The sequence below is a fragment of the Marinicauda algicola genome, from assembly GCF_017161425.1.
GTDB classification, from domain to species: Bacteria; Pseudomonadota; Alphaproteobacteria; order Caulobacterales; family Maricaulaceae; genus Marinicauda; species Marinicauda algicola.
Genome location: NZ_CP071057.1, coordinates 1,802,526 through 1,826,034, shown reverse-complemented (window position 1 = coordinate 1,826,034; position 23,509 = coordinate 1,802,526). Strand labels below are relative to the sequence as shown.

At 68.4% G+C, this 23,509-nt stretch carries 20 protein-coding genes; 8 read left to right on the top strand and 12 right to left on the bottom strand.

Features of this window, described 5'->3' with window-relative positions; translation table 11 throughout:
- Nucleotides 1-3: 3 nt before the first annotated feature.
- The 4 genes from JW792_RS09160 to JW792_RS09145 all read left to right on the top strand — a co-directional run bounded on the left by JW792_RS09160 (nucleotide 4) and on the right by JW792_RS09145 (nucleotide 4,974).
- The gene (locus JW792_RS09160) at nucleotides 4-3,105 is read left to right on the top strand and encodes an efflux RND transporter permease subunit (RefSeq protein ID WP_135996014.1); all 3,102 of its coding nucleotides are present in this window, start codon (nucleotides 4-6) and stop codon (nucleotides 3,103-3,105) included.
- Nucleotides 3,106-3,135: 30 nt separating this feature from the next.
- Nucleotides 3,136-3,744: an NUDIX domain-containing protein gene (locus tag JW792_RS09155; protein WP_241094938.1), complete on the top strand. Its 609-nt coding sequence runs from the start codon at nucleotides 3,136-3,138 to the stop codon at nucleotides 3,742-3,744.
- A gap of 101 nt (nucleotides 3,745-3,845) precedes the next feature.
- Nucleotides 3,846-4,604, top strand: coding sequence for a serine O-acetyltransferase (cysE, locus tag JW792_RS09150; protein ID WP_420871271.1), 759 nt, complete (start codon nucleotides 3,846-3,848; stop codon nucleotides 4,602-4,604).
- Between the two features lie 142 nt (nucleotides 4,605-4,746).
- Nucleotides 4,747-4,974 carry a DUF3126 family protein gene (locus JW792_RS09145; RefSeq protein ID WP_135996016.1) on the top strand — a complete coding sequence of 76 codons (228 nt, stop codon included), beginning with the start codon at nucleotides 4,747-4,749 and terminating at the stop codon, nucleotides 4,972-4,974.
- A 66-nt stretch (nucleotides 4,975-5,040) separates the two neighbouring features.
- On the opposite strand, the gene JW792_RS09140 is transcribed toward JW792_RS09145, so the two are convergent.
- From JW792_RS09140 to JW792_RS09120, 5 genes are all read right to left on the bottom strand, one after another.
- On the bottom strand, nucleotides 5,041-6,993 hold the full coding sequence (locus JW792_RS09140; protein ID WP_135996017.1) for a BCCT family transporter: 1,953 nt from the start codon (nucleotides 6,991-6,993) through the stop codon (nucleotides 5,041-5,043).
- 39 nt (nucleotides 6,994-7,032) lie between these two features.
- Nucleotides 7,033-8,976, bottom strand: a complete 1,944-nt coding sequence (locus JW792_RS09135) for a tetratricopeptide repeat-containing sulfotransferase family protein (RefSeq protein WP_420871270.1) — start codon at nucleotides 8,974-8,976, stop codon at nucleotides 7,033-7,035.
- A 145-nt stretch (nucleotides 8,977-9,121) separates the two neighbouring features.
- On the bottom strand, nucleotides 9,122-11,752 hold the full coding sequence (locus tag JW792_RS09130; protein ID WP_135996019.1) for a TonB-dependent receptor: 2,631 nt from the start codon (nucleotides 11,750-11,752) through the stop codon (nucleotides 9,122-9,124).
- Nucleotides 11,753-12,053: 301 nt separating this feature from the next.
- Nucleotides 12,054-12,536, bottom strand: a complete 483-nt coding sequence (locus JW792_RS09125) for a MarR family winged helix-turn-helix transcriptional regulator (protein WP_135996020.1) — start codon at nucleotides 12,534-12,536, stop codon at nucleotides 12,054-12,056.
- Nucleotides 12,537-12,635: 99 nt separating this feature from the next.
- Complete coding sequence (locus JW792_RS09120) at nucleotides 12,636-13,388, bottom strand: PhoH family protein (RefSeq protein ID WP_135996021.1); 753 nt, start codon at nucleotides 13,386-13,388, stop codon at nucleotides 12,636-12,638.
- Between the two features lie 314 nt (nucleotides 13,389-13,702).
- Here JW792_RS09120 and JW792_RS09115 point away from each other — a divergent pair, with 314 nt between their 5' ends.
- Nucleotides 13,703-14,224 carry a gamma carbonic anhydrase family protein gene (locus JW792_RS09115; protein ID WP_135996473.1) on the top strand — a complete coding sequence of 174 codons (522 nt, stop codon included), beginning with the start codon at nucleotides 13,703-13,705 and terminating at the stop codon, nucleotides 14,222-14,224.
- A 40-nt stretch (nucleotides 14,225-14,264) separates the two neighbouring features.
- Here the strand turns inward: JW792_RS09115 and JW792_RS09110 are convergent, their stop codons facing one another.
- From JW792_RS09110 to JW792_RS09100, 3 genes are all read right to left on the bottom strand, one after another.
- Nucleotides 14,265-14,801 carry a DUF4339 domain-containing protein gene (locus JW792_RS09110; RefSeq protein WP_241094936.1) on the bottom strand — a complete coding sequence of 179 codons (537 nt, stop codon included), beginning with the start codon at nucleotides 14,799-14,801 and terminating at the stop codon, nucleotides 14,265-14,267.
- Between the two features lie 135 nt (nucleotides 14,802-14,936).
- Entirely contained in the window at nucleotides 14,937-15,566 is a 630-nt protein-coding gene (locus JW792_RS09105; RefSeq protein ID WP_135996022.1) for a PilZ domain-containing protein, read from the bottom strand.
- A 96-nt stretch (nucleotides 15,567-15,662) separates the two neighbouring features.
- A complete protein-coding gene (locus JW792_RS09100; protein WP_135996023.1) occupies nucleotides 15,663-16,226 on the bottom strand; it encodes a PAS domain-containing protein in 564 nt (187 codons plus the stop codon).
- A gap of 161 nt (nucleotides 16,227-16,387) precedes the next feature.
- Between JW792_RS09100 and JW792_RS09095 the strand changes: the two genes are divergently transcribed.
- Together JW792_RS09095 and JW792_RS09090 are read left to right on the top strand one after the other, a co-directional pair.
- Nucleotides 16,388-17,260, top strand: coding sequence for a hypothetical protein (locus JW792_RS09095; protein WP_135996024.1), 873 nt, complete (start codon nucleotides 16,388-16,390; stop codon nucleotides 17,258-17,260).
- A gap of 222 nt (nucleotides 17,261-17,482) precedes the next feature.
- Nucleotides 17,483-19,177 (top strand): methyl-accepting chemotaxis protein, encoded by a 1,695-nt coding sequence (locus JW792_RS09090; protein WP_135996025.1) that lies wholly within the window; start codon nucleotides 17,483-17,485, stop codon nucleotides 19,175-19,177.
- A gap of 77 nt (nucleotides 19,178-19,254) precedes the next feature.
- Here JW792_RS09090 and fumC read toward each other — a convergent pair whose 3' ends face one another.
- Nucleotides 19,255-20,646 (bottom strand): class II fumarate hydratase, encoded by a 1,392-nt coding sequence (gene fumC, locus JW792_RS09085; RefSeq protein WP_135996026.1) that lies wholly within the window; start codon nucleotides 20,644-20,646, stop codon nucleotides 19,255-19,257.
- Nucleotides 20,647-20,837: 191 nt separating this feature from the next.
- Between fumC and JW792_RS09080 the strand changes: the two genes are divergently transcribed.
- Nucleotides 20,838-21,227 carry a RusA family crossover junction endodeoxyribonuclease gene (locus tag JW792_RS09080; RefSeq protein ID WP_135996027.1) on the top strand — a complete coding sequence of 130 codons (390 nt, stop codon included), beginning with the start codon at nucleotides 20,838-20,840 and terminating at the stop codon, nucleotides 21,225-21,227.
- An 83-nt stretch (nucleotides 21,228-21,310) separates the two neighbouring features.
- Here the strand turns inward: JW792_RS09080 and JW792_RS09075 are convergent, their stop codons facing one another.
- From JW792_RS09075 to JW792_RS09065, 3 genes are read right to left on the bottom strand one after another with little or no spacing between them, the layout of a single operon-like run.
- A complete protein-coding gene (locus tag JW792_RS09075; RefSeq protein ID WP_135996028.1) occupies nucleotides 21,311-22,507 on the bottom strand; it encodes an MFS transporter in 1,197 nt (398 codons plus the stop codon).
- Between the two features lies 1 nt (nucleotide 22,508).
- Nucleotides 22,509-22,916 carry a PaaI family thioesterase gene (locus tag JW792_RS09070; RefSeq protein WP_135996476.1) on the bottom strand — a complete coding sequence of 136 codons (408 nt, stop codon included), beginning with the start codon at nucleotides 22,914-22,916 and terminating at the stop codon, nucleotides 22,509-22,511.
- A gap of 23 nt (nucleotides 22,917-22,939) precedes the next feature.
- On the bottom strand, nucleotides 22,940-23,383 hold the full coding sequence (locus tag JW792_RS09065) for an SspB family protein (protein WP_135996478.1): 444 nt from the start codon (nucleotides 23,381-23,383) through the stop codon (nucleotides 22,940-22,942).
- Nucleotides 23,384-23,509 lie beyond the last annotated feature (126 nt).

Genomic DNA, 23,509 nt, shown 5'->3' with positions numbered 1-23,509 from the left:
CCGATGGCGACGCTCTTCTACCGCTATCCGCGCCTGACCGGGCTGCTGATCTTCCTCATCCTGGCGGCGGGCATGGCCTCGCTCGCCACGATGGGCCGCCAGGAGGACCCGAGCCTCGTCGAGCGTTTCGGCCGGGTCGTCACCTTCTTCCCGGGCGCCGACGCGCACCGGGTCGAGGCCCTCGTCACCGAGCCGATCGAGGAGGCGGTGCTCGAGCTGGAGGAGATCGACGAGGTGCACTCCACCTCGCGCGCCAATGTCTCGGTCGTCGACGTGTCGATTCGCGAGGACCTCTCCGAGGCGATGGTGGAGCAGGCCTGGACCAAGATCCGCGACCAGGCCGCCGCCGCCGAGGCCGGCTTCCCCGAAGGCGTCGGCCGGCCCGAGGTGATCCGCCAGTACATGGGCGCGGCGACCCTCATTGTCGCGCTGACCTGGCCGGAGGAGGCCCCGGCCGGTTACGGCGCGATGAGCCGGCTCGCGCGCGATCTCGCCGACCGGCTGCGCAACGTGCCCGGCACCGAGCAGGTGGAGATCTTCGGCGCGCCCGGCGAGGAGGTGCGCGTCGTCCTCGATCCCGAGGCCGCCGCCGCGCTCGGCGTGACCGCCGCCGACATCGCGCGCATCCTCGCCGCCTCCGACGCCAAGGCGCCGGCGGGCCGGGTGGAGGGCAGCGGGCTCGACCTCACCGTGGAGGTCGAAGGCAGCTTCAACTCCCTCGACCGCGTCCGCGCCGTGCCGTTGCCCGGCCTGTCGCGCGACGGGCTGGTGCGCATCGGCGACATCGCCGAGGTCGAGCGCGGGGTGGAGGATCCGGTCGCGAGCGAGGCCTGGCGAAACGGCACGCGCACCATCCTCGTGGCGGCCTATCTCCAGCCCGAACTGCAGGTCGACAGCTGGGACGCGCGGGCGCGGGAGGCGGTGGCCGCCTTCGCCGGGGCGACGCCCGGCCTCGATGTCGACATCGTCTTCGCCCAGGCCGAGTACGTCACCGACCGCCTGTTCGGCCTGGCCCAGAATCTCGGCTTCTCCGCGCTCATCGTGTTCGCCGTGCTGTTCGTGATGATGGGCTGGCGCTCCGCGCTCGTCGTCGGCTCGGCCCTGCCGCTGACCGTGCTGCTGTGCCTCTTCCTGATCGATCTCTACGGCGAGCCGCTGCACCAGATGTCGGTCACCGGCCTGGTGGTCGCGCTCGGCCTGCTGATCGACAACGCCATCGTCATCGTCGACGACTACCGGCTCCTGCGCGCGCGCGGGCTCGACCGGCTCGAGGCGGTGGACAAGGCGATCAGGAGCCTGTTCGGCCCGCTGCTCGCCTCCACGCTCACCACCATCTTCGCCTTCGCCCCGATCGCGCTGATGCCGGGGGTGGCGGGCGAGTTCATCTCGATGATCGGCATCTCGGTGATCTTCGCGGTGGCCAGCTCCTTCGTCATCGCCTTCACCGTGATCATCGCGCTCGCCGCCTGGTTCGACGACGGACGGGCAGGCGAAGGAAACCAGCCCTTCTGGCGCAGCGGGCTGAGCCTGCCCCGTCTGGCCGGGCTCTACCGGGGCCTCATCGACGCGGTCACGGCCCAGCCTCTGCTCGGCCTGGCGCTCGGCGTGCTGCTGCCTGTGGCCGGCGTCGCCGCCGCGGCAACCCTGCCGAGCCAGTTCTTCCCCCAGACCGAGCGCGACATGTTCCAGGTGAACATGACCCTGCCGCCGGCCGCGTCGCTGGAGCAGACCCGCATGCGAACCCAGGCCGCGACCGCGATGCTGGAGGCCTACGAGGGCGTCGAGGACATCGTCTGGGTGATCGGTGAGAGCGCGCCGCGGGTCTATTACAACGTGGTGACCGGGGAGGCGGGCCGGCCGAACTACGCCGCCGGCTTCGTGCGCACGCAGAGCGCGGAGGCCACCCGGCGCATCGTCACCGATTTCCAGCGCGAGGCGCGCGAGCGCTTTCCCGACGCCCAGTTCCTCGCCCTGCCCTTCGAGCAGGGCCCGCCCAACCCCGCCCCGATCGAGCTGAAGCTCATCGGGCCCGAACTCGCCACGCTCGGCCGGCTCGCCGACGAGATCCGAACCGTCCTCGCCGAAACGCCGGGCGTGACCTACACCCAGGCCCAGATGCTGACCGGGGAGCCGGTCGCGCGCCTTGCCGCCGACGAGGCCTCCGCGAGCCTTGCCGGCCTCAGGCTCGGCGAACTCGCCGGCCGCATCCGCGCCGATCTCTCCGGCGCCGTCGGTGGCAGCGTGCTGGAAGGGGTGGAGGAATTGCCGGTGCGCGTCATCGCCCCCGAAGCCCGCCGCGACGCGCTCGCGGCCATCGGCGCCATCCCGCTGCCGCAGGATCCGCGCACCGGCCTGGCCGCCGCGCCGGCAGGCAGTTTCGGGCCGGTTTCGCTCGAGCCCCAGATCGCCAGCATCTTCCGCATCGACGGCGAGCGCGCGAACCCGGTCTACGGCTTCCTCGCCCCCTTCGTCCTGCCCGCCCCGGTGCTCGCCGACTTCATGGACCGGCTCGATGCGGCCGGGATCGAGCTGCCGCCGGGCTACCGGCTGGAAGTGGGAGGCGAGGCGGAGAGCCAGGGCGAGGCGATGGCCAATCTCATGTCGACCGCGCTGCCGCTCCTCATCCTGATGATCGGGGCGGTCGTGCTGGCCTTCAACTCGGTGCGCTATGCCGGGGTGGTCTTCACCGTCGGCGCGCTCTCGGTGGGGCTTGCCATGTTCGGGGTCTGGCTGTTCGGCACGCCGCTCGGCTTCAACGCCATCGTCGGTGCCATGGGCCTCGTCGGGCTGTCGATCAACGGCACGATCGTCGTGCTCTCCGCGCTGAGGTCCAGCGAGGCCGCCCGCGCCGGCGACCGCGCGGCGATGCGCGAGACGGTCGTCGACGCCACGCGCCACATCCTGGCGACCACGCTGACCACCATAGGCGGCTTCGCCCCGCTCCTGATCGAGGGCGACGCCTTCTGGCTGCCCTTCGCGGCGGCGGTCGCCGGCGGGGTCGCGGGTTCGGCGGTGCTGGCTCTTGTCTTCGCGCCGGCCGCCTTCGTGCTGCTCGTGCGCCTCGAACACGGCTGGCGCTTGCGCAACGCGCCTGTCCCGGCGTAAGCCCGGCCTGCAGCAGCAAGGAAGCCCGCCTTGATCGAGAAACGCGGTCCCTGGACGGTGCTGTCGCGCCGCACGGCCTATTCCAATCCCTGGATGGAGGTCGCCGAGTACGACGTGCTGAGGCCCGACGGCTCGCCCGGCCTCTACGGGGTGATGAGCCCGCGCGGCTACGCGATCGGCATCCTTCCCGTGTTCGAGGACGGCACGACCCTGCTCGTCGGCCAGCACCGCTTCCCGCTCGACGCCCATTCCTGGGAATTGCCCGAGGGCGGCGGGGCGAAGGACCTCGACCCGCTGGAGAGCGCGAAGCGCGAGCTGGCCGAGGAGACTGGCTACACGGCACGCCACTGGCAGGAATTCCTGCAGATGGACCTGTCGAACTCGATCACCGACGAGCAGTCCTTCTCCTTCCTCGCCTGGGGCCTTCGCAAGGGCGAGCGCGCGCTCGAGGCGGCAGAGGCGGACATGACGGTGCGCCGGCTGCCCTTCGACGAGGCCCTGGACCTTGCCATGAGCGAACAAATTCGTGATGCGTTCACGGTCGCAATGTTGGCCAAGGCCGATTACATGCGTCGCAAGGGCCTGCTTCCCGAAGCCATCGCGGCGGCCCTGTCGCCCACGCGGGAGAGAGCGAAATGAGCGCAGACCACACGATCGAGAAGCTCGCCGAGGATCACGGCGTCAGGACACCGGCGCCGCGCGGGGCCGAGGCGGTCAGGCTCGCCTGGTCGCGCCTGCGCATGGAGGCGGCGAGCGCGGCGGCCGAGGAGCCGATGCTGGCGAGCTTCGTCAACGCGGCGATCCTGCGCCATGACAGCTTCGCCGCCGCGCTCGCCCACCGCATGGCCGAGAAGCTGGAGGACAAGCAGCTCGACGCGCTCGTCATCAACGACGTGGTCCACGAGGCGCTGCGCGCCGACCCGCAGATCGCCCAGCACGCCGCCGCGGACATGCTCGCCATCGCCGAGCGCGATCCGGCCTGCCGCTCGCTGCTGCAGCCCTTCCTCTACTTCAAGGGCTTCCACGCCACGCAGGGCCACCGCATCGCGCACTGGCTCTGGCACGAGGGCCGCGAGACGCTCGCCTTCCACCTGCAGAGCCGGGTCAGCGAGCGCTTCGGTGTCGACATCAACCCGGCCGCCCGCATCGGGCAGGGGATCATGATCGACCACGCCACCGGCGTCGTCATCGGCGAGACCGCCGTGGTGGGCGACGACTGCTCCATCCTGCAGGGCGTCACGCTCGGCGGCACCGGCGCGGCCGGCATCGACCGCCATCCCAAGGTGGGCAACGGCGTGCTTCTGGGTGCGGGCGCGCAGGTGCTCGGCAACATCACCATCGGGGACGAGGCCCGCATCGCGGCCGGGTCGGTCGTGCTGAAGCCCGTGCCGCCGCGCTGCACCGTGGCCGGCGTCCCGGCAAAGCCCGTCGGCGGACCCTGCGCGAAGCCGTCCAAGACCATGGACCAGACGCTGGACGACACCGGCGGGGCGAAATAGCCCGCAGCCCGCTTTCCTTCCCCGTTCGCGGGGAGCCCGCCGCGCACGGAAGCGCAGCCCTCGCCGGTTGATCCGCCCGCCTTGCGCGCTAGGCTGCGCGCCTTATCCTTCCCTGCCGTTCAGAACAAAGAGAGGTCCGCCCGTGAGCGCTCCCGTTTTCCATCGCGACGAAGCCGCCAAGGTCGAGAAATTCCTGCGCGCCAAGCTCAACCCGGATCTCAAGGTCCAGATGCGCCAGCGCGCCGACGAGTGCGCCGAGATCTACAAGGGCGCCGAATGCCTCGGCGTGGTGTCGAAGAACGTGGAGGAGGGCGAGACCTCCTACTCCTTCACCATCACCATCCTGGACATCGATCTCGAAGAGGTGTGAGCCTCGGGGCGAAGGTCGGGCGGGGAGCGTGAAGCGGCACGTCCCGGCCCGCGCAGCCCCGCCCCGCTACCTCACCAGGTGATAGAGCCACTGCAGGTGGTGTTCGAAATGGCGCAGGACATCGCGGATGATCTGCGTCTTTGAGTATCCGAACACGTCGTAGTGCTGGCCGCCTTCGGACAGGAAGATCTCGGCGCGGGCATAGCCCTCCTCGATGTCCTCGTCCTCCTGCGTGCCGGGGAAGTGCGGCTCGTCGTAGATCTTGGTCTCCGCCCCGTAGACGAAGGGCGGGCTGTCCTCGTACTCCACGGTGAGCCAGCTCTTGCCCTCCTCGCGCTCCACCCGCGTAATGTAGCCGTGCTTGTCCAGCTCGCTCGCCATCTCCTTCAGGGCGGGCTCGACGGTGTCGCGGATGAAGGCGTCGACCTCGCTGGATTTCGGGCGCGAGAACATCAGCCTGAGGCGCGTGCGCCAGGGCATGGCCGCGCCTTCCACCGGCAGCTGGGCGGCGGTCTTCATGCCGCGCTTTCTCTGGCTTTCCACGCTCCAGGCCCGGAACAGGCCGCCCATGGCGAGCAGGATCACCAGGGTGAAGGGAAGCGCCGCCGCGATGGTCGCGGCCTGCAGGGCGGCGAGCCCGCCCACGAGCAGCAGCACCGCCGCGACGACGCCCTCCAGGATCGCCCAGAACAGGCGCTGGCTGACCGGCGGATGCAGCGCCCCGCCCGAGGCCAGGGTGGACTTCACCAGCGAGCCGGAATCCGATGAGGTGACGAAGAAGGTCGTGACCAGGACGATCGCCGCGACCGAGGTGATCGAACTCAGCGGCAGGCCATTGAGGAAGGCGAACAGGGCAAGCTCGGTATTGCCGTCGCGCACCGTGTCCAGGATCGCCTCGCCCACCGGGCTGCCCGCGATCGCCTCGCGCAGGGCCGAATTGCCGTAGATCGTCATCCACGCGAAGGTGAACAGGGTCGGGCCGAACAGGACGCCGAGGATGAACTGGCGGATCGTGCGCCCGCGCGAGATGCGCGCGATGAACATCCCCACGAAGGGCGACCAGCTGATCCACCAGCCCCAGTAGAACAGCGTCCAGGCATTGACCCAGCCCCCGTCCCCGTAGGCGTCGACATTGAAGGTCAGGAAGGCGATCTGGTCGACATAGTCGCCGAGATTCTGGACGAAGGCGCCGAGCAGGAAGAGCGTGGGCCCGGCGAGGAAGACGAAGAGCAGGAGCGCGATCGCGAGATAGAGATTGATCTCGGACAGCCGCTTGATGCCGGCATCGAGCCCGGCGACGACCGAGATCGTCGCCATGCCGGTGATGATCGCGATCAGCACGACCTGGACCGGGGCGGAGATGGTCAGGCCGAACAGCTCGTTCAGGCCGGCATTGATCTGCGTCACGCCGTAGCCGAGCGAGGTCGCCACTCCGAACAGCGTGCCCAGCACCGCGATCGTGTCCACGGTGTGCCCGATCGGCCCGTAGATCCGGTCCCCGATCAGGGGATAGAGCGCGGAGCGGATGGTCAGCGGCAGGCCGTGGCGGTAGGTGAAATAGGCAAGGCTCAGGCCCACCACGACATAGATGCCCCAGGCATGGATGCCCCAGTGGAAGAAGGTGAGCACCATGGACTCGCGCGCCGCGTCGACCGTCTCGCCCATGCCCTCGGGCGGATGGAGATAGTGCGTGATCGGTTCGGCCACGGCGAAGAACATGAGCCCGATGCCCATGCCGGCCGAGAACAGCATGGCGAACCAGGGGGCGAAGGCGTATTCGGGCTCTGAATCGTCCGGACCGAGCTTGATGCGGCCCCAGTCCGACAGCGCGACGATGATCGAGGCGACGAGGAAGATGCCGACCCCGATCGTGTAGACCCAGCCCATCGTCTCGGTGATCGTGTCGCGCAGCGAGATGAACAGCGCCTCGGCCGTGTCGCCGGCGAAGACCGCGAAGGCGACGCCGGCGAAGACCAGGATCGCGGCGGGAAAGAAGACGGCCGGTTCGATTTTCTTCATGCGTGCGTCATCCTTGCCGGGGCGGCATGTCTGGGCGGGTCAGTCGCGATAGCCGGTCAGGGCCGGGCCGAGCGCGGTCTTGAGCTCGTCGAGCCAAGGCTCGAAATGGCGCCATTGTTCCGTGCCGCTCCTGAAGATCGGCTGGCGCACCTGTTCCGAGCTCGCGGTTCGCACCTCGCGCCTGGTCTTGTGGAACTCCACGCAGGCCGGCTCGAAGGGCAGGCCGAGATAGTCCAGCATGCGCCGGACCTGGCCCTCGAGATCGTCGACCACGTCCTCGTGGTGCACGCGCAGGACCGCGCCGGGCAGCACCTCGTCCCAGTGCGCCATCAGGTCGACATAGCCGCGGTAGTAGCGGCCGATCTCCTCGAGGCCGTAGGTGAATTCCTGTCCCTCGGCGAACAGCTGCTTGAAGCCGGAGAAGCAGCACGCCATCGGGTGGCGGCGCGCATCGATGATCTTCGCGTTCGGCAGGATCAGCTTGATGAGGCCGATATGCCGGAAATTGTTCGGCATCTTGTCGGTGAAGAAGGGCGCGCCGCGGCGGTGGAGCGCCGTGCCCTCGATATAGTCGGCACCGAGCTCGCGCAGCTTTTCGCCGGACAGCTCGGCGAGGATCGCAGGGTAGCGTGTCTGGCCGCCCACCCGCTTTCGTCCGCGCAGGCGGTGGGACAGGGCGAGGATGTTGGGCAGTTCCAGCGTGCCGTCGATCTGGCTGTGGCTGGCGAGGATCTGCTCGATGAGCGTGGAGCCGGCCCGCGGCAGGCCGACGATGAAGATCGGGTCGGGGGCGGGATGGCCCGTCTCCCCCTTGGATTCGAAGAGCTCGCGCGTGCACACGCGCTTCTGCGCCTCGAACTCCTCCTCCATCTGCGCGCTGGTATAACGGGTCTGCCTGCGCTTGAGCGCGTTGCCGCGGGCATAGTACTCGAACGACCGTTCGTACCGTTCGTGATCCTCGTGTGCCTTGCCGAGCGCGAAGCAGAGATGGATGCGGTCGGCGAAGGCGAGGTCGGGGCGGGCCTCCTGGCGCTCCATGGCCGCGATCTCGTCGCGGGTGAAGCGGTAGGTCTTCAGGTTGGCGAGCCCGTACCAGGCATCGCCGTGATCGGGTTTGACCTCGGCGGCGCGGCGATAGGAGGCGACGGCCTCCTCCTGGCGCCCGGCGGTCTTGAGCGCGTGGGCGCGCGAGGTGAGCGTCGCGGGGTCGTCGGGTACACGCTTCAGGACCGCATCGAACAGCGAGATAGCCGCCGGGTAGTCGCCGGTCTGCATCAGCTCTATGGCGTGGTGGGAAGCAAAGAGCGGGTTGTCCGGCTCGCGCTCGTGAAGGAGGCGGGCCTCCTCCAGGGCCTTCGCGAATTTCTGTCTCTTTCTGAGGACTTCGATGTAGTCGAGGCGAAGCTGGACATTGTCCGGCTCGAAGCCGATCGCGCTTTCCAGAAGGAACTCGGCGTCCTCCATCACCCCGAAGCGCTTGGCGATCGCGGCGAGCAGGCGCATCGCCTCGACATGGTGGGGGTGCTTCTGCAGGAAGGCCCGGCACAGCTTCTCCGCCTTCAGGATCCGGTCCTCGTGCAGCAGGTGCGTGACCGAGACGAGCTCCTTCGGCAAGGCGAGGATGCGCTCGCCCTGGGCCCGGGCCTGGCGCGCCTCCTCGCCGTGGCCCTGCGCCTCGAGGATCTCGGCCTGCGCCATCCAGCTGGCATGCAGGGCCGGGTTGAAGCGGCAGGCACGCCGGTAGGCGGCGAGGGCCTCCTGCTCGCGGCCGCGCGCACGGTGCAGATGGCCCTCCTCCTGATAGGCGCGGCCGAATTCCGGCGCGGCGGCCTTCAGCGCCGCGAGCGCGTCGAAGGCCTCCTCGCGGCGGTCCAGATAGCGCAGGCATGCGGCGCGCATGTAGAGCGCCTCGGCATGGTCCGGTTCGGCCCCGAGCAGCGGGGCGAGCGCCTCCAGCGCCGCCTCGAAGCGGCCCCGATACATGTGCTCCTGCGCGGTCTTCAGCGCGGCGGCCGGGCTGTCGGTCTCGTCCAGCACACGAACTCCGTTCACGACGATGAAGCGCGCCCCGCCGCGGGGGCGGGACGCGCTCATCTTCAAGCTGCGGCCGGGGATTTCAACCCGCGGCCTAATACTCCACGCCGAAGCGGAGCCCGATCGTGCGCGGACGCAGCAGCGTCGCGCGCTCGCGGTCGTAGACGAAGTTCGAACTCGTCTCGCCCGCCTCGTTGGTCAGGTTCTCGCCGAACAGCTCCACGCTCCACTGTTCGCCGGCAAGTCCGGCGGCCAGTTCCAGCGTGGTGTAGCCGTCCACCGTGATCCGGTTGATCCGGATGACGTCGGACTGGGAGTCGCCCGAGTGGGTCACCTGTCCGGAGACATGGGCCTGGTAGCCGTTCTCCAGGGCCCACTCGTAGCGGGCGCGCAGGTTGGCCTGGAATTCCGGCGCGAAGGCGAGCGGAGACCCCACCCGCACATCGTCGGTCGGCACCAGCACCTCGGTGATCTCCGTGTCCAGAAGCGAGAAGGCGCCGGCGATGGTAAGCCCGTCCACGTTCGGCACGTACCAGCTGAAATCCCCCTCGACGCCGCGGATCTCGGCGTCGGCGGCATTCGCGGAGAAGAACAGGTTGGTGATGGAGGGATCGAAGATCGTGGTCTGCAGGTCCTCGATGTCGATGAAGAACGCGTTGCCGTTGAAGCGCAGCGCGCCGTCGAACAGGAAGGTCTTCCAGCCGAGCTCGTAATTGGTCACCTCGTCGGTATCGAGCGCGAACGGCACGGTGAAGCCGGCCGGTCCCTGCGCCCCGCCGGGACGGTTCAGGAGGCCCGGACGGAAGCCTTCCGAGTAGGTGGCGTAGAACAACAGGTCGTCGTTCGGCGTCCAGGTGCCGGTGAACTTCAGGATCACCCCGTCGGTCGCCGCGACGTCGGGTGCGCGCACCGCGTTGAAGACCTGCGTCGCCTGCGCCTGGCTGAGGCCGGCTGCCATGATGTCGGCGATGGAGTCCGCCTCCGTGAAGGTCTGGCGCAGGGTCGGATCGCACGAGCCGCGGAATGTGTACTGCCCGTCCCCGTTGTAGAGATCGGAGATGTCGGTGCCGAAGGCGTCCTGGTCGGTGGCGCTGAAGGAATTGCAGAACGAGGAGTTCGCGCTGCCCTGCAGGTCGACCTCGATGTCGTACCAGCGCGCACCCGCGGTGAAGGAGAGCTGGTCGGTCAGATCGTAGGTCACCTCGCCGAACGCGCCGCGCTGCTCGTCGGTGCGCCGCACGTCATTGCGGAAGATCACGCCCGGCGGAAACGGGCCCGGATCGGAGAAATAGCCCGTCATGAACGGGAAGTTCGGCGCGAAGGGGCCGAACGGATCGGCCGCGATCGAGCCCAGATAGGTGTAGTCGTTGCGCTCGTCGAGCTGGGTGTCGGAATAGAACACGCCGGTCGTGGCGCGCAGGCGCGCCGTCTGCGGCGTGAGCACCCGGAATTCGTGGCTTTCCACGGTGGTCTCGGTGGTCGATTTCACGAGCGAGTTGGGCGGCTGGCACGTGCCGGCCGGTCCGGCGGCGCCGGGATAGGTCACCGAGCCGTCGCAGACATAGTAGGGGAAGTACTGCCCGACGAACATGTAGTCGGTGTAGTCCACGGTCTGGTCGGCATCGCGCTCGGTATAGGCCCCGGTATAGACCGTCTCGAGCGCGCCGAGCCGGCCTTCCAGCGTCCAGGCGACATTGGTGAAGTCGTCCTCCAGCTCGTCCTCCTCGAAGCGCTGGATCTCCCAGTCGTCGAGTTCGGGATCGGCGAAGAACACCCCGTCCTTGTCGAGCGTCTGCTGCGCATAGCCCACGGTGAGGCGCCAGTCGGCATTGAACTCGTAGCGCCCCGACAGGCGGAAACCGGAATAGGTGGCGTCGTTGAAGTCGTCTTCCACCAGGTCGGCATTGTCGGCTTCCAGGAAGGTCACGTTCGACAGGTCCTGGCCGGCCTGGAACCCGGCGCGGCGCGCCGAGACCGGCACGCCATTGGCGCGCACGGTGCCTTCCGGGCGGAAACGGGCCGATTCCGACAGGTCGCGGGTGCCGCGCACATTGTCGATATAGCCGCCCTGGTGATCGGAATAGACCACCGCCCGCAGCGCGAAATCGTCCCCGACCGGCAGGTTCACCACGCCGGTGACGTTGGAGCTCATCTCCCCGTCCTGCGTCCAGGAGAAGCCGAAGTTGGAATAGGCCTCGAAGGCGCCGAGCACCGGCTTGTTGGTGATCAGGCGCACCGTGCCGGCCTGGGAGGAGGCGCCGAACAGCGTGCCCTGCGGTCCGGGCAGGACCTCGATGCGTTCCAGGTCGGCCGCGTAGACGTCGAGATTGCGGCCCGGCTGGGCGAGCGGCTGCTCGTCGAGATAGAAGGCGACGTTCGGCGCGAGGCCGGCGACGCCCGCGACCGTCAGGTTCGGCGTCGTCGAGGCGATGCCGCGGATGTAGATCGTGCGCTGGCCCGGCCCGTTGCCGCCGGCGGTCACGCCGGGCAGCTGGACGAGATAGTCGCTGAACGTGTCGATGCGCAGCTCTTCGAGATCCTGGTTGTCGAGCGCGCTCACCGCGACCGGTATGTCCTGGGCGGACTGCTCGGTCTTGGTCGCGGTCACCGTGATGACGTCGCGCGGGCGCTGCTGCTGTGGGATGGTCTGGGCGGCGGCGGTGCCGGCCATCGCGGCGGCGGTCGCGGACACGAAGACCGTGTTGAGGAGAAGTGATTTTTTCATCGTCTGTCCTGGTGCTTGTCGTTCGAGGTCGAAGGTTCGATCGCAATGCATCCCGTGAGGGCATCGCAACCGGACAGCGGATTTTCCTGACAGACGGGGCGCCCGCGCGAAGCCATGCCGGGCACGGATGGTGCCGATCGGCGAATGCGCATGCTCGCTTTGGGACTGGCCCCGCAGCCGAGACGTGGTTTAGCGCCATACTGATTCGAGTTCAAACAATGTTCAGGAATTGAACGCGGGCTGTGTCATATATGCGACAGCCCGCATCGCAGGCGGTCCCCGGCGCGGCGGCCAAAAGCGGTCACGATTGCGGGGCTTGTCCGTATTCGCCCGAAGCCAGGATCGGCGCGGCGTCCAGATCGCCCGCATCCATGAGATCGGCGATGCGCTCCATCGAGGACAGCAGCATGTGCTGTTCCCAGGGCTCGAGCGCGCGGAAGCGCTTCAGGAAACCGGCCTGGAGAAGTTCGGGTGCGCCGCGATAGGCGCTGAGGCCTGCCTCGGTCAGGCTGATCTCCACTCCGCGCCGGTCGCTTTCGCGCGGACGGCGCTCGACGAGGCCGAGCCTGGCCAGGCGTTCCACGATGGTGGTGACTGTCGGCGGACTCAGCGACACCCGGTCGGCGATCCTCGAGGGCGGGAGCGGACCCTCCCGCTCGAGCGCGCGCAGCACGACGAGTTGCGGTGCGGTCAGCCCTGTCTCCTTCAGGAGTCGCTTGGACTGCAGGTCGATCGCGCGGGTAATGCGTCGCAGGGCGACGAGGATCTGGTCGTGTTCGGTCATGGCGAGGGCAGCTTCGCCGAGCGCCGCCGCCGCGGCAAGACGGCAGACGCCCGCCTGGATGTCCGGGCGGGCGCCGCCTTCAGTCCCGAAGCGTCGGGATCAGAGGACGTTGAGCATGTCGGCCACCAGCGGATGGCGCACGATGTCCTTGGCGTCCAGCCGGCAGACGGCGACATTTTCCAGCGCCTCCAGCCGGTCGGCGATGTCCTTCAGGCCGGACAGGTCGGGCAGGAGGTCGGTCTGGGCCGGGTCGCCGGTGACGATCATGGTGGAGTTCCAGCCCAGGCGCGTCAGCAGCATCTTCAGCTGGCCGTAGGTGCAGTTCTGCGCCTCGTCGACGACGATGAAGGCATTGTTCAGCGTGCGCCCGCGCATGTAGGCGATCGGGGCGATCTCGATCAGGCCCTCGGCCATCAGCGCCTTGAGGCGCTTGGGGCTGAGCCGGTCGGCGAGCGCGTCGTAGAGCGGCCGGAGATAGGGAGCGAGCTTCTCCTCCATGGCGCCGGGCAGGAAGCCTATGGATTCGCCCGCTTCCACCGCCGGGCGCGACAGCACGATGCGCCCGATCTCGCCGGCCTCCAGCGCCTCGACGGCCTTGGCGACCGCGAGATAGGTCTTGCCGGTGCCTGCCGGGCCGAGCGCCATGACGAGATTGTGCTCGTCGATGGCCTGCATCAGTTTCGCCTGGCCGTCGGAACGCGGTTTGACATTCTTGACATAGCGCTGGTCCCGCATCGGATCGACCTCGTCCGGCGACCACCCGGTGCCGGGAAAGAGAGCGCGAACCTTCTCCTGCTCGTAGTGGTCGGCATTGAACTCACCGGTACGGCGTTTCGCGGCGCGCTTGGCCATGTCAGGACCTCCAGACAAGAAAAAACCCCTCGCGCGGGAGCGGAGGGGCGGACAATGCGGTTAGGTCAGGGAAGCCGGCCGGGCGTGACATCGGCGGCGCGGGCGGCGCGGCGATGCCTGGGCTTCTCGGGGGTGCGACAGCCATGTCTGCCGTCTACTCCTTGCGGTCGGTCCCTTTGCGATGCGAATTCGTTGAACCCGAATCGCATCTGCAGTGTCATTCTAATCTGGTGAAGGAAGTGTGAGCGCCCCCGTCGCAGAAGTTTCATCGCCGCCGGTGCGCCGAAACCACAGAAGGAAGGACCCCCATCATGATGCGGATCTACGAACTGGACGGAGAGCGCCCAGACATCGAGGCCGACGCCTGGGTCGCGCCCACGGCGGTCCTGGTCGGCAAGGTGATCCTGAAGGCGCGCGCCTCGGTCTGGTTCGGCGCTGTCCTGAGGGGCGACAACGAGCCGATCACGATCGGGGAGGACTCCAACGTCCAGGACAACACGGTCATGCATACCGATCCGGCCTTCCCCCTGACCATCGGCAAGGGCGTCACCATAGGCCACCAGGCCATGCTGCACGGTTGCACGGTCGGGGACTACTCCCTCATCGGCATCGGGGCGACGGTGATGAACGGGGCGAAGATCGGCAGGCACTGCATCATCGGGGCCCACGCCCTGATCACCGAGGGCAAGGAAATCCCCGACGGCTCCATCGTGATGGGCGCGCCCGGCAAGGTCGTCAAACCGGTGCCGGAGGGGACGCAGGAGATGCTGAAGGCGAGCGCCGAGCACTATGTCGAGAACGCGAGACGGTTCTCGAACGGTCTGAGCAAGATCTAAGAGCGGCCTCGTCCCCTCCTCGGGCAGGAGAGATCCGGCGCTATTGCGGCCGGCCCCACAGCTCGCGGATGCGCTGGTCGGCGTCGCGGCCGAGATTGAACCAGGCGGTGCGGTCGCGGCTGGCGTCGACGACGAGCAGCTTGTCGTCGCGTTCCAGCAGGTGGCTGAGCTCGTTCCTGAGAATCGCCGCGGTCGCCGCGGCGCGCAGCAGCCAGACGCCCGGCGCGATCTCCTCGGTGTCGCCGAACTCGGACAGGGCGGCGACGAAGCCGGTTTCGGTCTCGCGCGAGAGATGGGCGATGATCACGAAGTTCGCCGTGCGCGCATCGCTCGGGGCAGGGCGCGCACGGCGCTTGCCGGGGGCCTCGCGCGCCTCGTCGAACCAGCCCTTGAACTGCTCGACGGCGCGCGCGTCGCGCCAGCCGCTCTCGCGGTTCTCCGACACGACGGAATGGGCCGCCACGCGGCCCTCCTTCACGAAGGCGCGCATCTGGGCCGGCGTATAGGGTCCATAGACGCGGCCTTCGACCTTGACGAACCAGGACGTGGCGCTTCCGTCATCACGTGGCATCGACATGTCACTCCGGTCTTCCATCGGCTCACATTGCATGAGCCATGCGGCAAGAATCAGGCCGCGGGATGGATATGGGGCCTTAGCATGAAAGTTTAAGGACGGCGTCTGAGTTCCGCCGCGCCGAGAACACCGGTCTTGTCAGGCGGGATGCGCCTCCTCGCGGGGCCTGGGCGGGTCGAAGGCGACCGCGATCCCGTTGTCGAGCCATCGCGCGACGCGGCCCGTCATCTCGCCCACGCGTATCGGTTCGCCCACTCTGGGACGCTCCAGGCAGGCGAAGGCTGCCCCGGAAATGGACACGTCTATGACGTCGGCCTTGATCATCACCCCGTCCTTCAGGCGCAGCGTGGCGCGTCCCTTGCCGGGCTTGCGCGGCGCGTGGCGGTCCTCGGTCAGCCCGAGGCGTTCCATGTTGAACCGCCAGGTGATCGCGTCGGCGAGCCGGTCGCGCTTTCGCTGCGAGAAGACGAAGCGCACGGCGAATCCCGCCCTGCCGGCGCGCACCACTTCGCCCTCCAGCCGCCCGAGCCCTTCGAACAGCATCACGATCGTCTGATGGACCGGCGGAGGCACCTCCGCCGCGATGCGCGCCCCGCCCGGCGAGACGTCGACGAGGCGGCACATGAACTCGCCGCGGACCGGATCGAGATAGCGCCCCGGCACGGCGAGCTTCACGCGGCGGTGGCGGCGCTGCTCCTGGGCGCCGCGGGCGGCGACCTTGATCCTGCGCCGGTCGAGGCGGGAGCGGATGTCTGTGAGCGTTGTCATCGTCGCGGCAGAACGCACCCTTGAAAAACGGGCGTTCATACTGCCGCGCAAGATTTAAGAAATGCTGGACGGGACGGGCCCGGAAGGAACGCCGCTTCAGATCCGGTCGTTGGCTGCCCGGTTCGGGCGGGGGCGCAGCGCCTGGGGTGCGAAGACGTTGACGCTCGGCGCGGGGCGCACGGCCGGATGGACCTCGCGCAGCGCATGCTGGACGACGGGCCGGCCGTTGAGCCGGCCGGCGCCGAGCGGCTGGTAGAGGCCCAGCACCCGGTCGACCAGGCCCTCCGGGCCCTTGAGCGGCAACAGGGCGATCTCGATCTCCACGCTGCGCCCGTCGATCGACTGCGCTTCGGCGAGCGCGCTCGCCGGAGCCGGCGCGTTCAGCGCCCCCTCGATGAGTGCACTCATGTGAACCCGGTCGTGGCCGCGCCAGAGCGACAGGAAGTTCTGGTCCTTGAATTCGCGCTTGTGCATCTGGCACAGCGCGCTCCCGGCCAGGCGGAAGACGTGATGGTCGGCGTCCATGCGCCGCAGCAGGAACAGATGGGCAAGCAGGCCCGACAGATCCTTCGGCGCGATGTCGGCACGCGCCGGGGCGGTGCGGCCGAGCCGGCGCGTGTTCCAGTACTCGTAAAGGGCCTTCGTATTGATGTGCCGCACGGGTCGGGCGCTCCTCGTTCCTGTCCGGGTCACGTCCCGGCGCCTTTCTCGCAGTCGAGCCGGTCGTCTGCAGGCGGCGTGCCAATCGCTCGCCGTTCGGCAGCACGCCGCAAATGGCCTCCCGCTTGCAGCGTGCGTCCCGACAGCGACGGAGCGATCCCATGCGCGTTTCAAAGCGATACGCCGGCCTTGCCGCCGCGATAGCCGCCGGCTTCATCAGCGCGGCGGCCGCGGCTGGCGATCCGGCACCGACCCCGCCGAGCCCGCCGCCGCCCCATGGCGGCTGCTGCACCCATCCCGGAGGGCCGACGATCAACGTGCCGGGCGTGTATATCGGCGGGCCGAGCGTCCATGTCGGCGGGCCGCACGTGAAGATCGGCGGGGTGAACCTGTCCAGCTCGGTCAACGTGAACGTCAACGCCAGCGCCTCGGCGAGCGCGATGGCCCAGGCCAGTGCGATCAACAACAACTCCACCGTCGTGTTCGGCGGCGGCAGCTGGATCCCGCCGGTGGCGCGTTCGGGCGCGGCCTCTGCGATCGCGGGCCTGCGCCTCGCCGAGGAATACGAGCTCGTGGAGGAGGAGCGCACGCGCTGGGTCGAGGAATGGCGTGTGGTGCGCGCGGTCTGCGTGGACGACAGCGGCACCCCGCACCCGGCCTCGCGCCCCGATCCCGAGGAGCGCGTCGATCCCCATTTCGACGGCGAGATCTTCCGCTGCATGGCCGGCACCTCAATGCAGGTGACGCTCGGCTGGGAAGAGGAAGGCGAATACATCTACCAGGACGGCCGCACGATCGTCTGCGAGAAGGGCGAGGCGCTGCGCCACGCGCCCGGCGGCCGGCTCTACTGCGCGCCCGAGGAAGCGCGCCGCAACTGCAACGAACGCTCGCTGCTTCGCCGCTACGGCCCCGGCGTCAAGCTCGTCTATTACCGCTACGAGGAGACCTATGCCGAGACGGTCGAGCGCCGCTCCGAACGCGCCTCGGCCTCCTCGATGACCCTCGTCCTCGACGGCGGCGTCGGCGGCTACTGAGCCTTCGACTTCACCGCACACCCACGGCCTGACCCCGGCGCAGACCTGCGCCGGGGTTTTTCTCTTGCCGATGCCAACCCGGTTTAAATGAAAAACATGTGCGATATGGTTGAGTCTCCGGTGTAGGGATTGATCTGTTTTTCCTTTTTCTTGGCAATAAACCGACCGTTAACCGGACGGTCTGAGTGATCGTCGCAGCTGGTTGACCTTTAGGAGCTGTCCATGTTGTCGATTGTCCGGCGTAGCATATCTGCCAAGGTCGCTTCCGCGGCGGCCGTTCTCGTGATCTGCGCGCTCTCCATGGGGGTGACCGCATTTCTGCTGCTCGGCGAAAGCAATCGCCGCCTGGGCGACATGTACCAGCAGGAAGTCGTCGGACTCGAAACCGCGGACGATATCAAGGCCGCGCTCTATCGCATCCGGTCGGACTCCCTGGAATACGTGCTCGCTGATCGCGACGAGACGCGCATGCGATTCCGCGAAGAGATCGACAATCAGAATATCCGTGTGCGCGAGCGCCTCGATCAGCTCCGCAGCGCCGACCTCGACGAGAGCGAGCAGGCCTTCGTCTCCGATATCGAAGCGCAGGCCGACCAGTATGTGACGATGTTGGAGACGCGCCTGTTCGCCGCGATCGAGCGCGGCGACCGGGCCTATGCGGAGGACCTCGCCCGCAACGAGGCGGCCGAGATCTTCAGGGCGGCACGCGATGCGGCCAACGCGTTCATGGACTACTCGGTGGAGCGCGCCGCGCGACGAATGAGTAACGCCGAGACCGACCAGGCCCGCGCCGGTTTCCTCATCACCGCCCTCATCGTCGTGGCGGCCCTGATCGGGATTTCCGCCGTCTGGTTCCTCCAGCAGAACGTCTCGCGCCCGCTCACCCGCATTGCTGCCGGGCTGAAGCGCCTCGCCGAGAAGGACTGGAAGGTCGAGATTCCCGGTGCCGGCCGTGCCGACGAGATCGGCCGAATCGCGGATGCCGCGGAAGAATTCCGCCGCACCGGCATGGAGGCCGAGCGCCTCGAGGCCGAAGCCGCCGAAGCCGGGGCGCGCGCCGAGGCGGAGAAGCAGAAGGCGCTGAAGCTACTCGCGGACCGGTTCGAGGAGGCCGTGGGCGGCGTCGTAACGCAGGTCGCCGCCGCGGCGGAGCAGCTTACCACCTTCGCCGGGCAGATGTCGAAGATGGCGCGGGAGGGCAACGAGCAGGCAATGAGCGTATCCGCCGCCGCCGAGCAGGCGAGCACAAATGTCCAGTCGGTCGCGGGTGCGGCCGAGGAGTTTTCGGCAACCCTGCGCGAGGTGGTCAAGCAAATCCGCGCTTCGGCCGACCAGACCCGCGAGGCGCTGACCCTGTCTCACAGCAGCAAGCTGTCGATGGAGAGCCTGTCCTCGGCGATCGAGAACGTGGCGGGCGTGACCTCGCTGATTGCCGAGATCGCGGAGAAGACGAACCTGCTGGCGCTCAACGCGACGATCGAGTCGGCCCGAGCGGGCGAGGCCGGGAAGGGCTTCGCCGTCGTGGCGAGCGAGGTCAAGCAGCTCGCCGCGCAGACGGCGCGCGCCACCAGCGAGATTTCCGGCCGGATCGAGGAGATCAAGACGACATCGAGCCGGACGTCGCAGAGCGTCGCGGCGATCGCTCGCTTCATCGAGCAGATTCAGCTGAACTCGGAATCCATCTCGGCAGCGACCGAGGAGCAGCAGGCCACGATCGACGATATCAGTCGCAACGTAGCCGAGGCGGCGAATGGGACCTCGGAAGTGTCCGCAGGCGCCCATGGCTTCCGGGAATTCTCGGGCCGCTCGCAATCGACATCGGCCGAGCTGAGCGATGCGGCGCAACTTCTGTCCGGCCAAGCGCAGACGCTCAAGAACGAAATCGGCCGGTTCCTCGGGCAGATCCGCACGGCCTGAGCGCCGCGCCATCGCAGCATCGAGCCCCGGCGCAGACCCTGCGCCGGGGTTTTCCTTTGCCGCATCGATTCAGCAGCCTATTTCGGCCCGATCATCTTCTCCGGCCGCACGATCCGGTCGAACTCCTCCTCGGTCACGAAGCCGAGCCGGATGGCTTCCTCGCGCAGGGTGGTGCCGTTCTTGTGGGCGGTCTTTGCGACCTCGGTCGCGTTGTCGTAGCCGATCTTCGGGGCGAGCGCGGTGACCAGCATGAGGGATTTTTCCATCAGGTCGGCGATGCGCGCCTCGTTCGCCTCGATGCCCTTCACGCAGTTCTCGGTGAAGCTCTCGGACGCATCGGCCAGCAGGCGGATCGAGGTCAGCACGTTATAGATTATTACCGGCTTGAAGACGTTCAGCTCGAACTGGCCCTGGCTGCCGGCGAAGCTCACCGCGGCGTTGTTGCCCATGACCTGGGTGCAGACCATGGTCATTGCCTCGTTCTGGGTCGGATTGACCTTGCCCGGCATGATGGAGCTGCCCGGCTCGTTCGCCGGCAGGGCGATCTCCCCGATGCCGCAGCGCGGGCCGGAGCCCAGGAGGCGGACATCGTTGGCGATCTTGAACAGCGAGACCGCGACGGAGTTGAGCGCCCCGTGGGCTTCCACGAGCGCGTCCTTGGTGGCGAGCGCCTCGAACTTGTTGGGCGCGGTCACGAAGGGAAGGCCGGTGAGGTCGGCGACCTCCTCGGCGAACTTTTCGGCAAAGCCGGGCTTGGCGTTGAGGCCGGTACCCACGGCCGTACCGCCCTGGGCGAGCTCGTAGAGTGCGGGCAGCGTGCCTTCCACGCGGCGGATCGAGTTGTCGACCATCGCCACATAGCCGGAGAACTCCTGGCCGAGCGTGAGCGGGGTCGCGTCCATCAGATGGGTGCGCCCGATCTTGATGATGTCCTTGAACGCGTCCTGCTTCTCCTTCAGCGCGTCGCGCAGGCCCTTGAGCGCCGGCACGAGGCGGTCGGCGATCTGGCGCGCCGCGGCGATGTGCATCGCGGTGGGGAAGGTGTCGTTGGACGATTGCGAGCGGTTGACGTGGTCGTTCGGGTGGACCGGGTCCTTGCTCCCGACCTTGCCGCCGAGGATCTGGATGGCGCGGTTGGCGATCACCTCGTTGGCGTTCATGTTCGACTGCGTGCCCGAGCCGGTCTGCCAGACCACCAGCGGGAAATGATCGTCCAGCTTGCCGTCGGCGACCTCTTTTGCGGCCTGCGCGATGGCGTCGCCGAGCTTCGCATCGAGATTGTCCAGCGCCATGTTGGCCTTGGCCGCGCAATGCTTGACCACGCCGAGCGCATGGACGAGCGGGACCGGCATGGTCTGGCCGCCGATCCTGAAATTCATCAGCGAGCGCGCCGTCTGGGCGCCCCAGAGCTTGTCGGCGGGAACCTCGAGTTCGCCGAAGCTGTCGGACTCGATGCGCATCTCGGTCATGGGGAGATCCTCTTCGAAAGGCACAGGTGAGATTTTGCGCCGTGTATGGCCTCTCGCCCGCGGTCCGGGCAAGGGGCTTGCGCGCCGCAAACGCCGCGACCGGTCTGTTTACCCGCGCTTAACCCTGCCCTTGCCGTGGGGAACGCCCTGGCGGACAATGGGCTTCTTGAGTCGGGCAGACGGATGGCGTCATGACCGAGGGTGAGAACAAGACCCTGGATTGGGTCGGGAGAGGGCGCGTGCAGGCGGCGAATGCGAGGGATTCCCTGCATCTCAGGGTCGATGCGGTGACGACGCAGTCGCGCCGCTTCAAGTCGCTGATCGGCGATTTCTTCCGCACCGAGTTCAAGCGCGTGCGTCCGAAATGGGGTCCCTACGAGGTGACCATCATCATCGAGCACACGCCCGGATCGCCGCGTCACGACGTGGACAATGTCGCCAAGGCCGTGCTCGACGCGCTGACCGGCGTCGTCTTCCACGACGACAGCCAGGTGGAGAAGCTCCTGGTCGAGAAGATCGAGGGCGAGCGCGCGCGGGTGAAGGTGCGTGCCCGCCCGATCCTGCCCGAGGCGGCAGAGTAGCGGCGCGGCATGGCCGATCCGCCGGCGCCCATCGCGGTGATCGGCGGTCTCGAGCTCTGGCTGTTCAGGCGCCCGAAGCTGCTCTAGCCGCGCCCGCCGGCGAGCTGGCCCGCCTCCGGCCTCGCCCGTAGCCGCAGCATCGCCCAGATGCCGACCGCCGGCCCCAGGGCCAGCGGGGCGAAGGCGAAGCGCCAGCCGGTGACTTCCACCCAAAGCGGCAGGGCCTGCACGGTCAGCACGGTGAGGGCAAAGCCCGCCGCGGTCTGCAGCGTCAGCAGCGATCCGGCCTGATCGCTCGGGGCCAGCTCGGCGATGGCGGCCGAGAACTGCGCGGAATCGGCGATCACCGTGATGCCGTAGACGACGAGCAGGATCGCCATGACGAGCAGCGGCGCATCCCACGCGAGCCCGGTGAGGATCGCGCAGGCCCCGCTGACCGCCATCGCGGCACTGGTCACCACCGTGCGCCCGACCCGGTCGGCGAGCCAGCCTGCGCCGAGCGCGCCGGCCGCGCCGGAGGCCACGACCGCGAAGGTCAGCACGCCCGGCCAGGCGCCGGCGGGAAGCCCGTGATGGAGCGCATAGGCGTAGAGGAACGCGCCGAGCCAGGCCCAGAAGGCATAGAGTTCCCACATGTGGCCGAGATAGCCGAGATTGGCGAGCCGCAGGGCCGGGCGCGCGATCGCGAGCCGGATGGCAGAGGGATCGAACCGCGCGGCGCGGGCGAAGGCCGGCCCGGCCTGCGCGGCGAGGATCGTCCCCGCCGCGACCAGGCAGAGCAGGGCCGATCCAAGGAAGGGCGTGCGCCAGCCGAACCCCGGTCCCAGCACGGGGAGGAGGTGCGGCGCTGCCGATCCCAGGGTGAGCGCGCCGACGAGCAGGCCGACCAGCAGGCCGGCATCGCCCTTCGCCCAGCTCGCCGCCATCTTCATGCCCACCGGATAGACGAGTGCGAGCGCCGCGCCGGTGAGGATGCGCAGGGCGATCATCGCCGCGCTGCCGGGTTCAGTCAGCGCGGCGAGTCCGGTCGCGAGCCCGGCGACCGCCGCCCCCGACGCGAAGAGGTGTCTCACCTCGAGCCGGTCGGCAAGACCCAGCGCCGCGCTCGCCAGCGCGCCGGCGACGAATCCGAGCTGCACCCCGCTCGACAGCGCGGCGGTGGCGAAGGCGGAGAGATCGGCCGAGCGGGCGATGGCAGGAAGCGCGGCCGCGCCGGCGAACCACACCGAGAGGGCGAGCACCTGGGCGAGCGCGATGAGGGCGAGGCTCCTCGCCTTCACCTCACCGCTCCAGCGGGCGGATCGCGCAGGTCGCGCTTGCCGTCGCGCAGAGTGCGCCCTCGGCGTCGAACAGCCGGCCCTCGGTGAAGGCCACCGAGCGTCCCAGGCGCAGCACCGTGCCGCGTGCGCGGCACTCGCCCTTGAACAGCGGGCGCAGGAAGCTCGTCTTCATTTCCAGCGTGGGCACCGCGGCGGTCAGGTCGCTCGCGATGAACGCAGCCAGCGACATCGCCTCGTCGAGAAAGCCGGTGACGATCCCGCCCTGGACCGAGCCGTTGGGATTGAGGAATTCGTCGCGGGCGGTGAACTTCGCCTCCACCCAGCGCTGCTCGGGATCCAGGTCGAGCAGCTCGAAGCCGAACAGCCGGCTCGCCGGCGGAATGTGCGCGGCGTCGGAGAACAGCGCCATCAGGCGCTCTTTGGCGCTGCCCTTCAATCTTTCTTCCTGAAGGAGTCGAGGCTGACGACGGTGTTCTCGCCCTGCGCCTGGGCCTGCGCCTCGGGCCGGGCCGCGAGGTCGTCCCCGCTCGGGGGCTCGTACTCGAAATAGAGCTGGAAATTGACCGCCGGGTCGTGGAAGCGCGTCACCGCGCGCCACGGGACCTTGAGATATTTCGGGACGCCGCCAAATTTCAGGGTGACCTCGAACCCGTCATCGTCGGCTGCAAGATCCCAGAACTGGTGCTCCAGAACGATCGTCATCTCGTCGGGATAGGACTTGATCAGCGCCTCGTCGAGGTCGCAGCCGGGATCGGTCGTCTTGAAGCTGATGTAGAAATGATGGCTGCCGGGCAGGCCCTGGGGGCCGGCCGCGCGCGCGACGGCTTGCCGGACGACGCCGCGCAGCGCCTCCTGGGCCAGCTTGCCGTACCCCATCAGATCCTTGGCCACGCGTCCCTCCCAGAGCTGGGGAGGAGAGTATCCATGGCAGAGCCCGCGTCAATTCGGTGCGCTGCAGAGCGGGGCCATCGCGGCGGTCGCAATCGGTTAAGTATTGTGAGC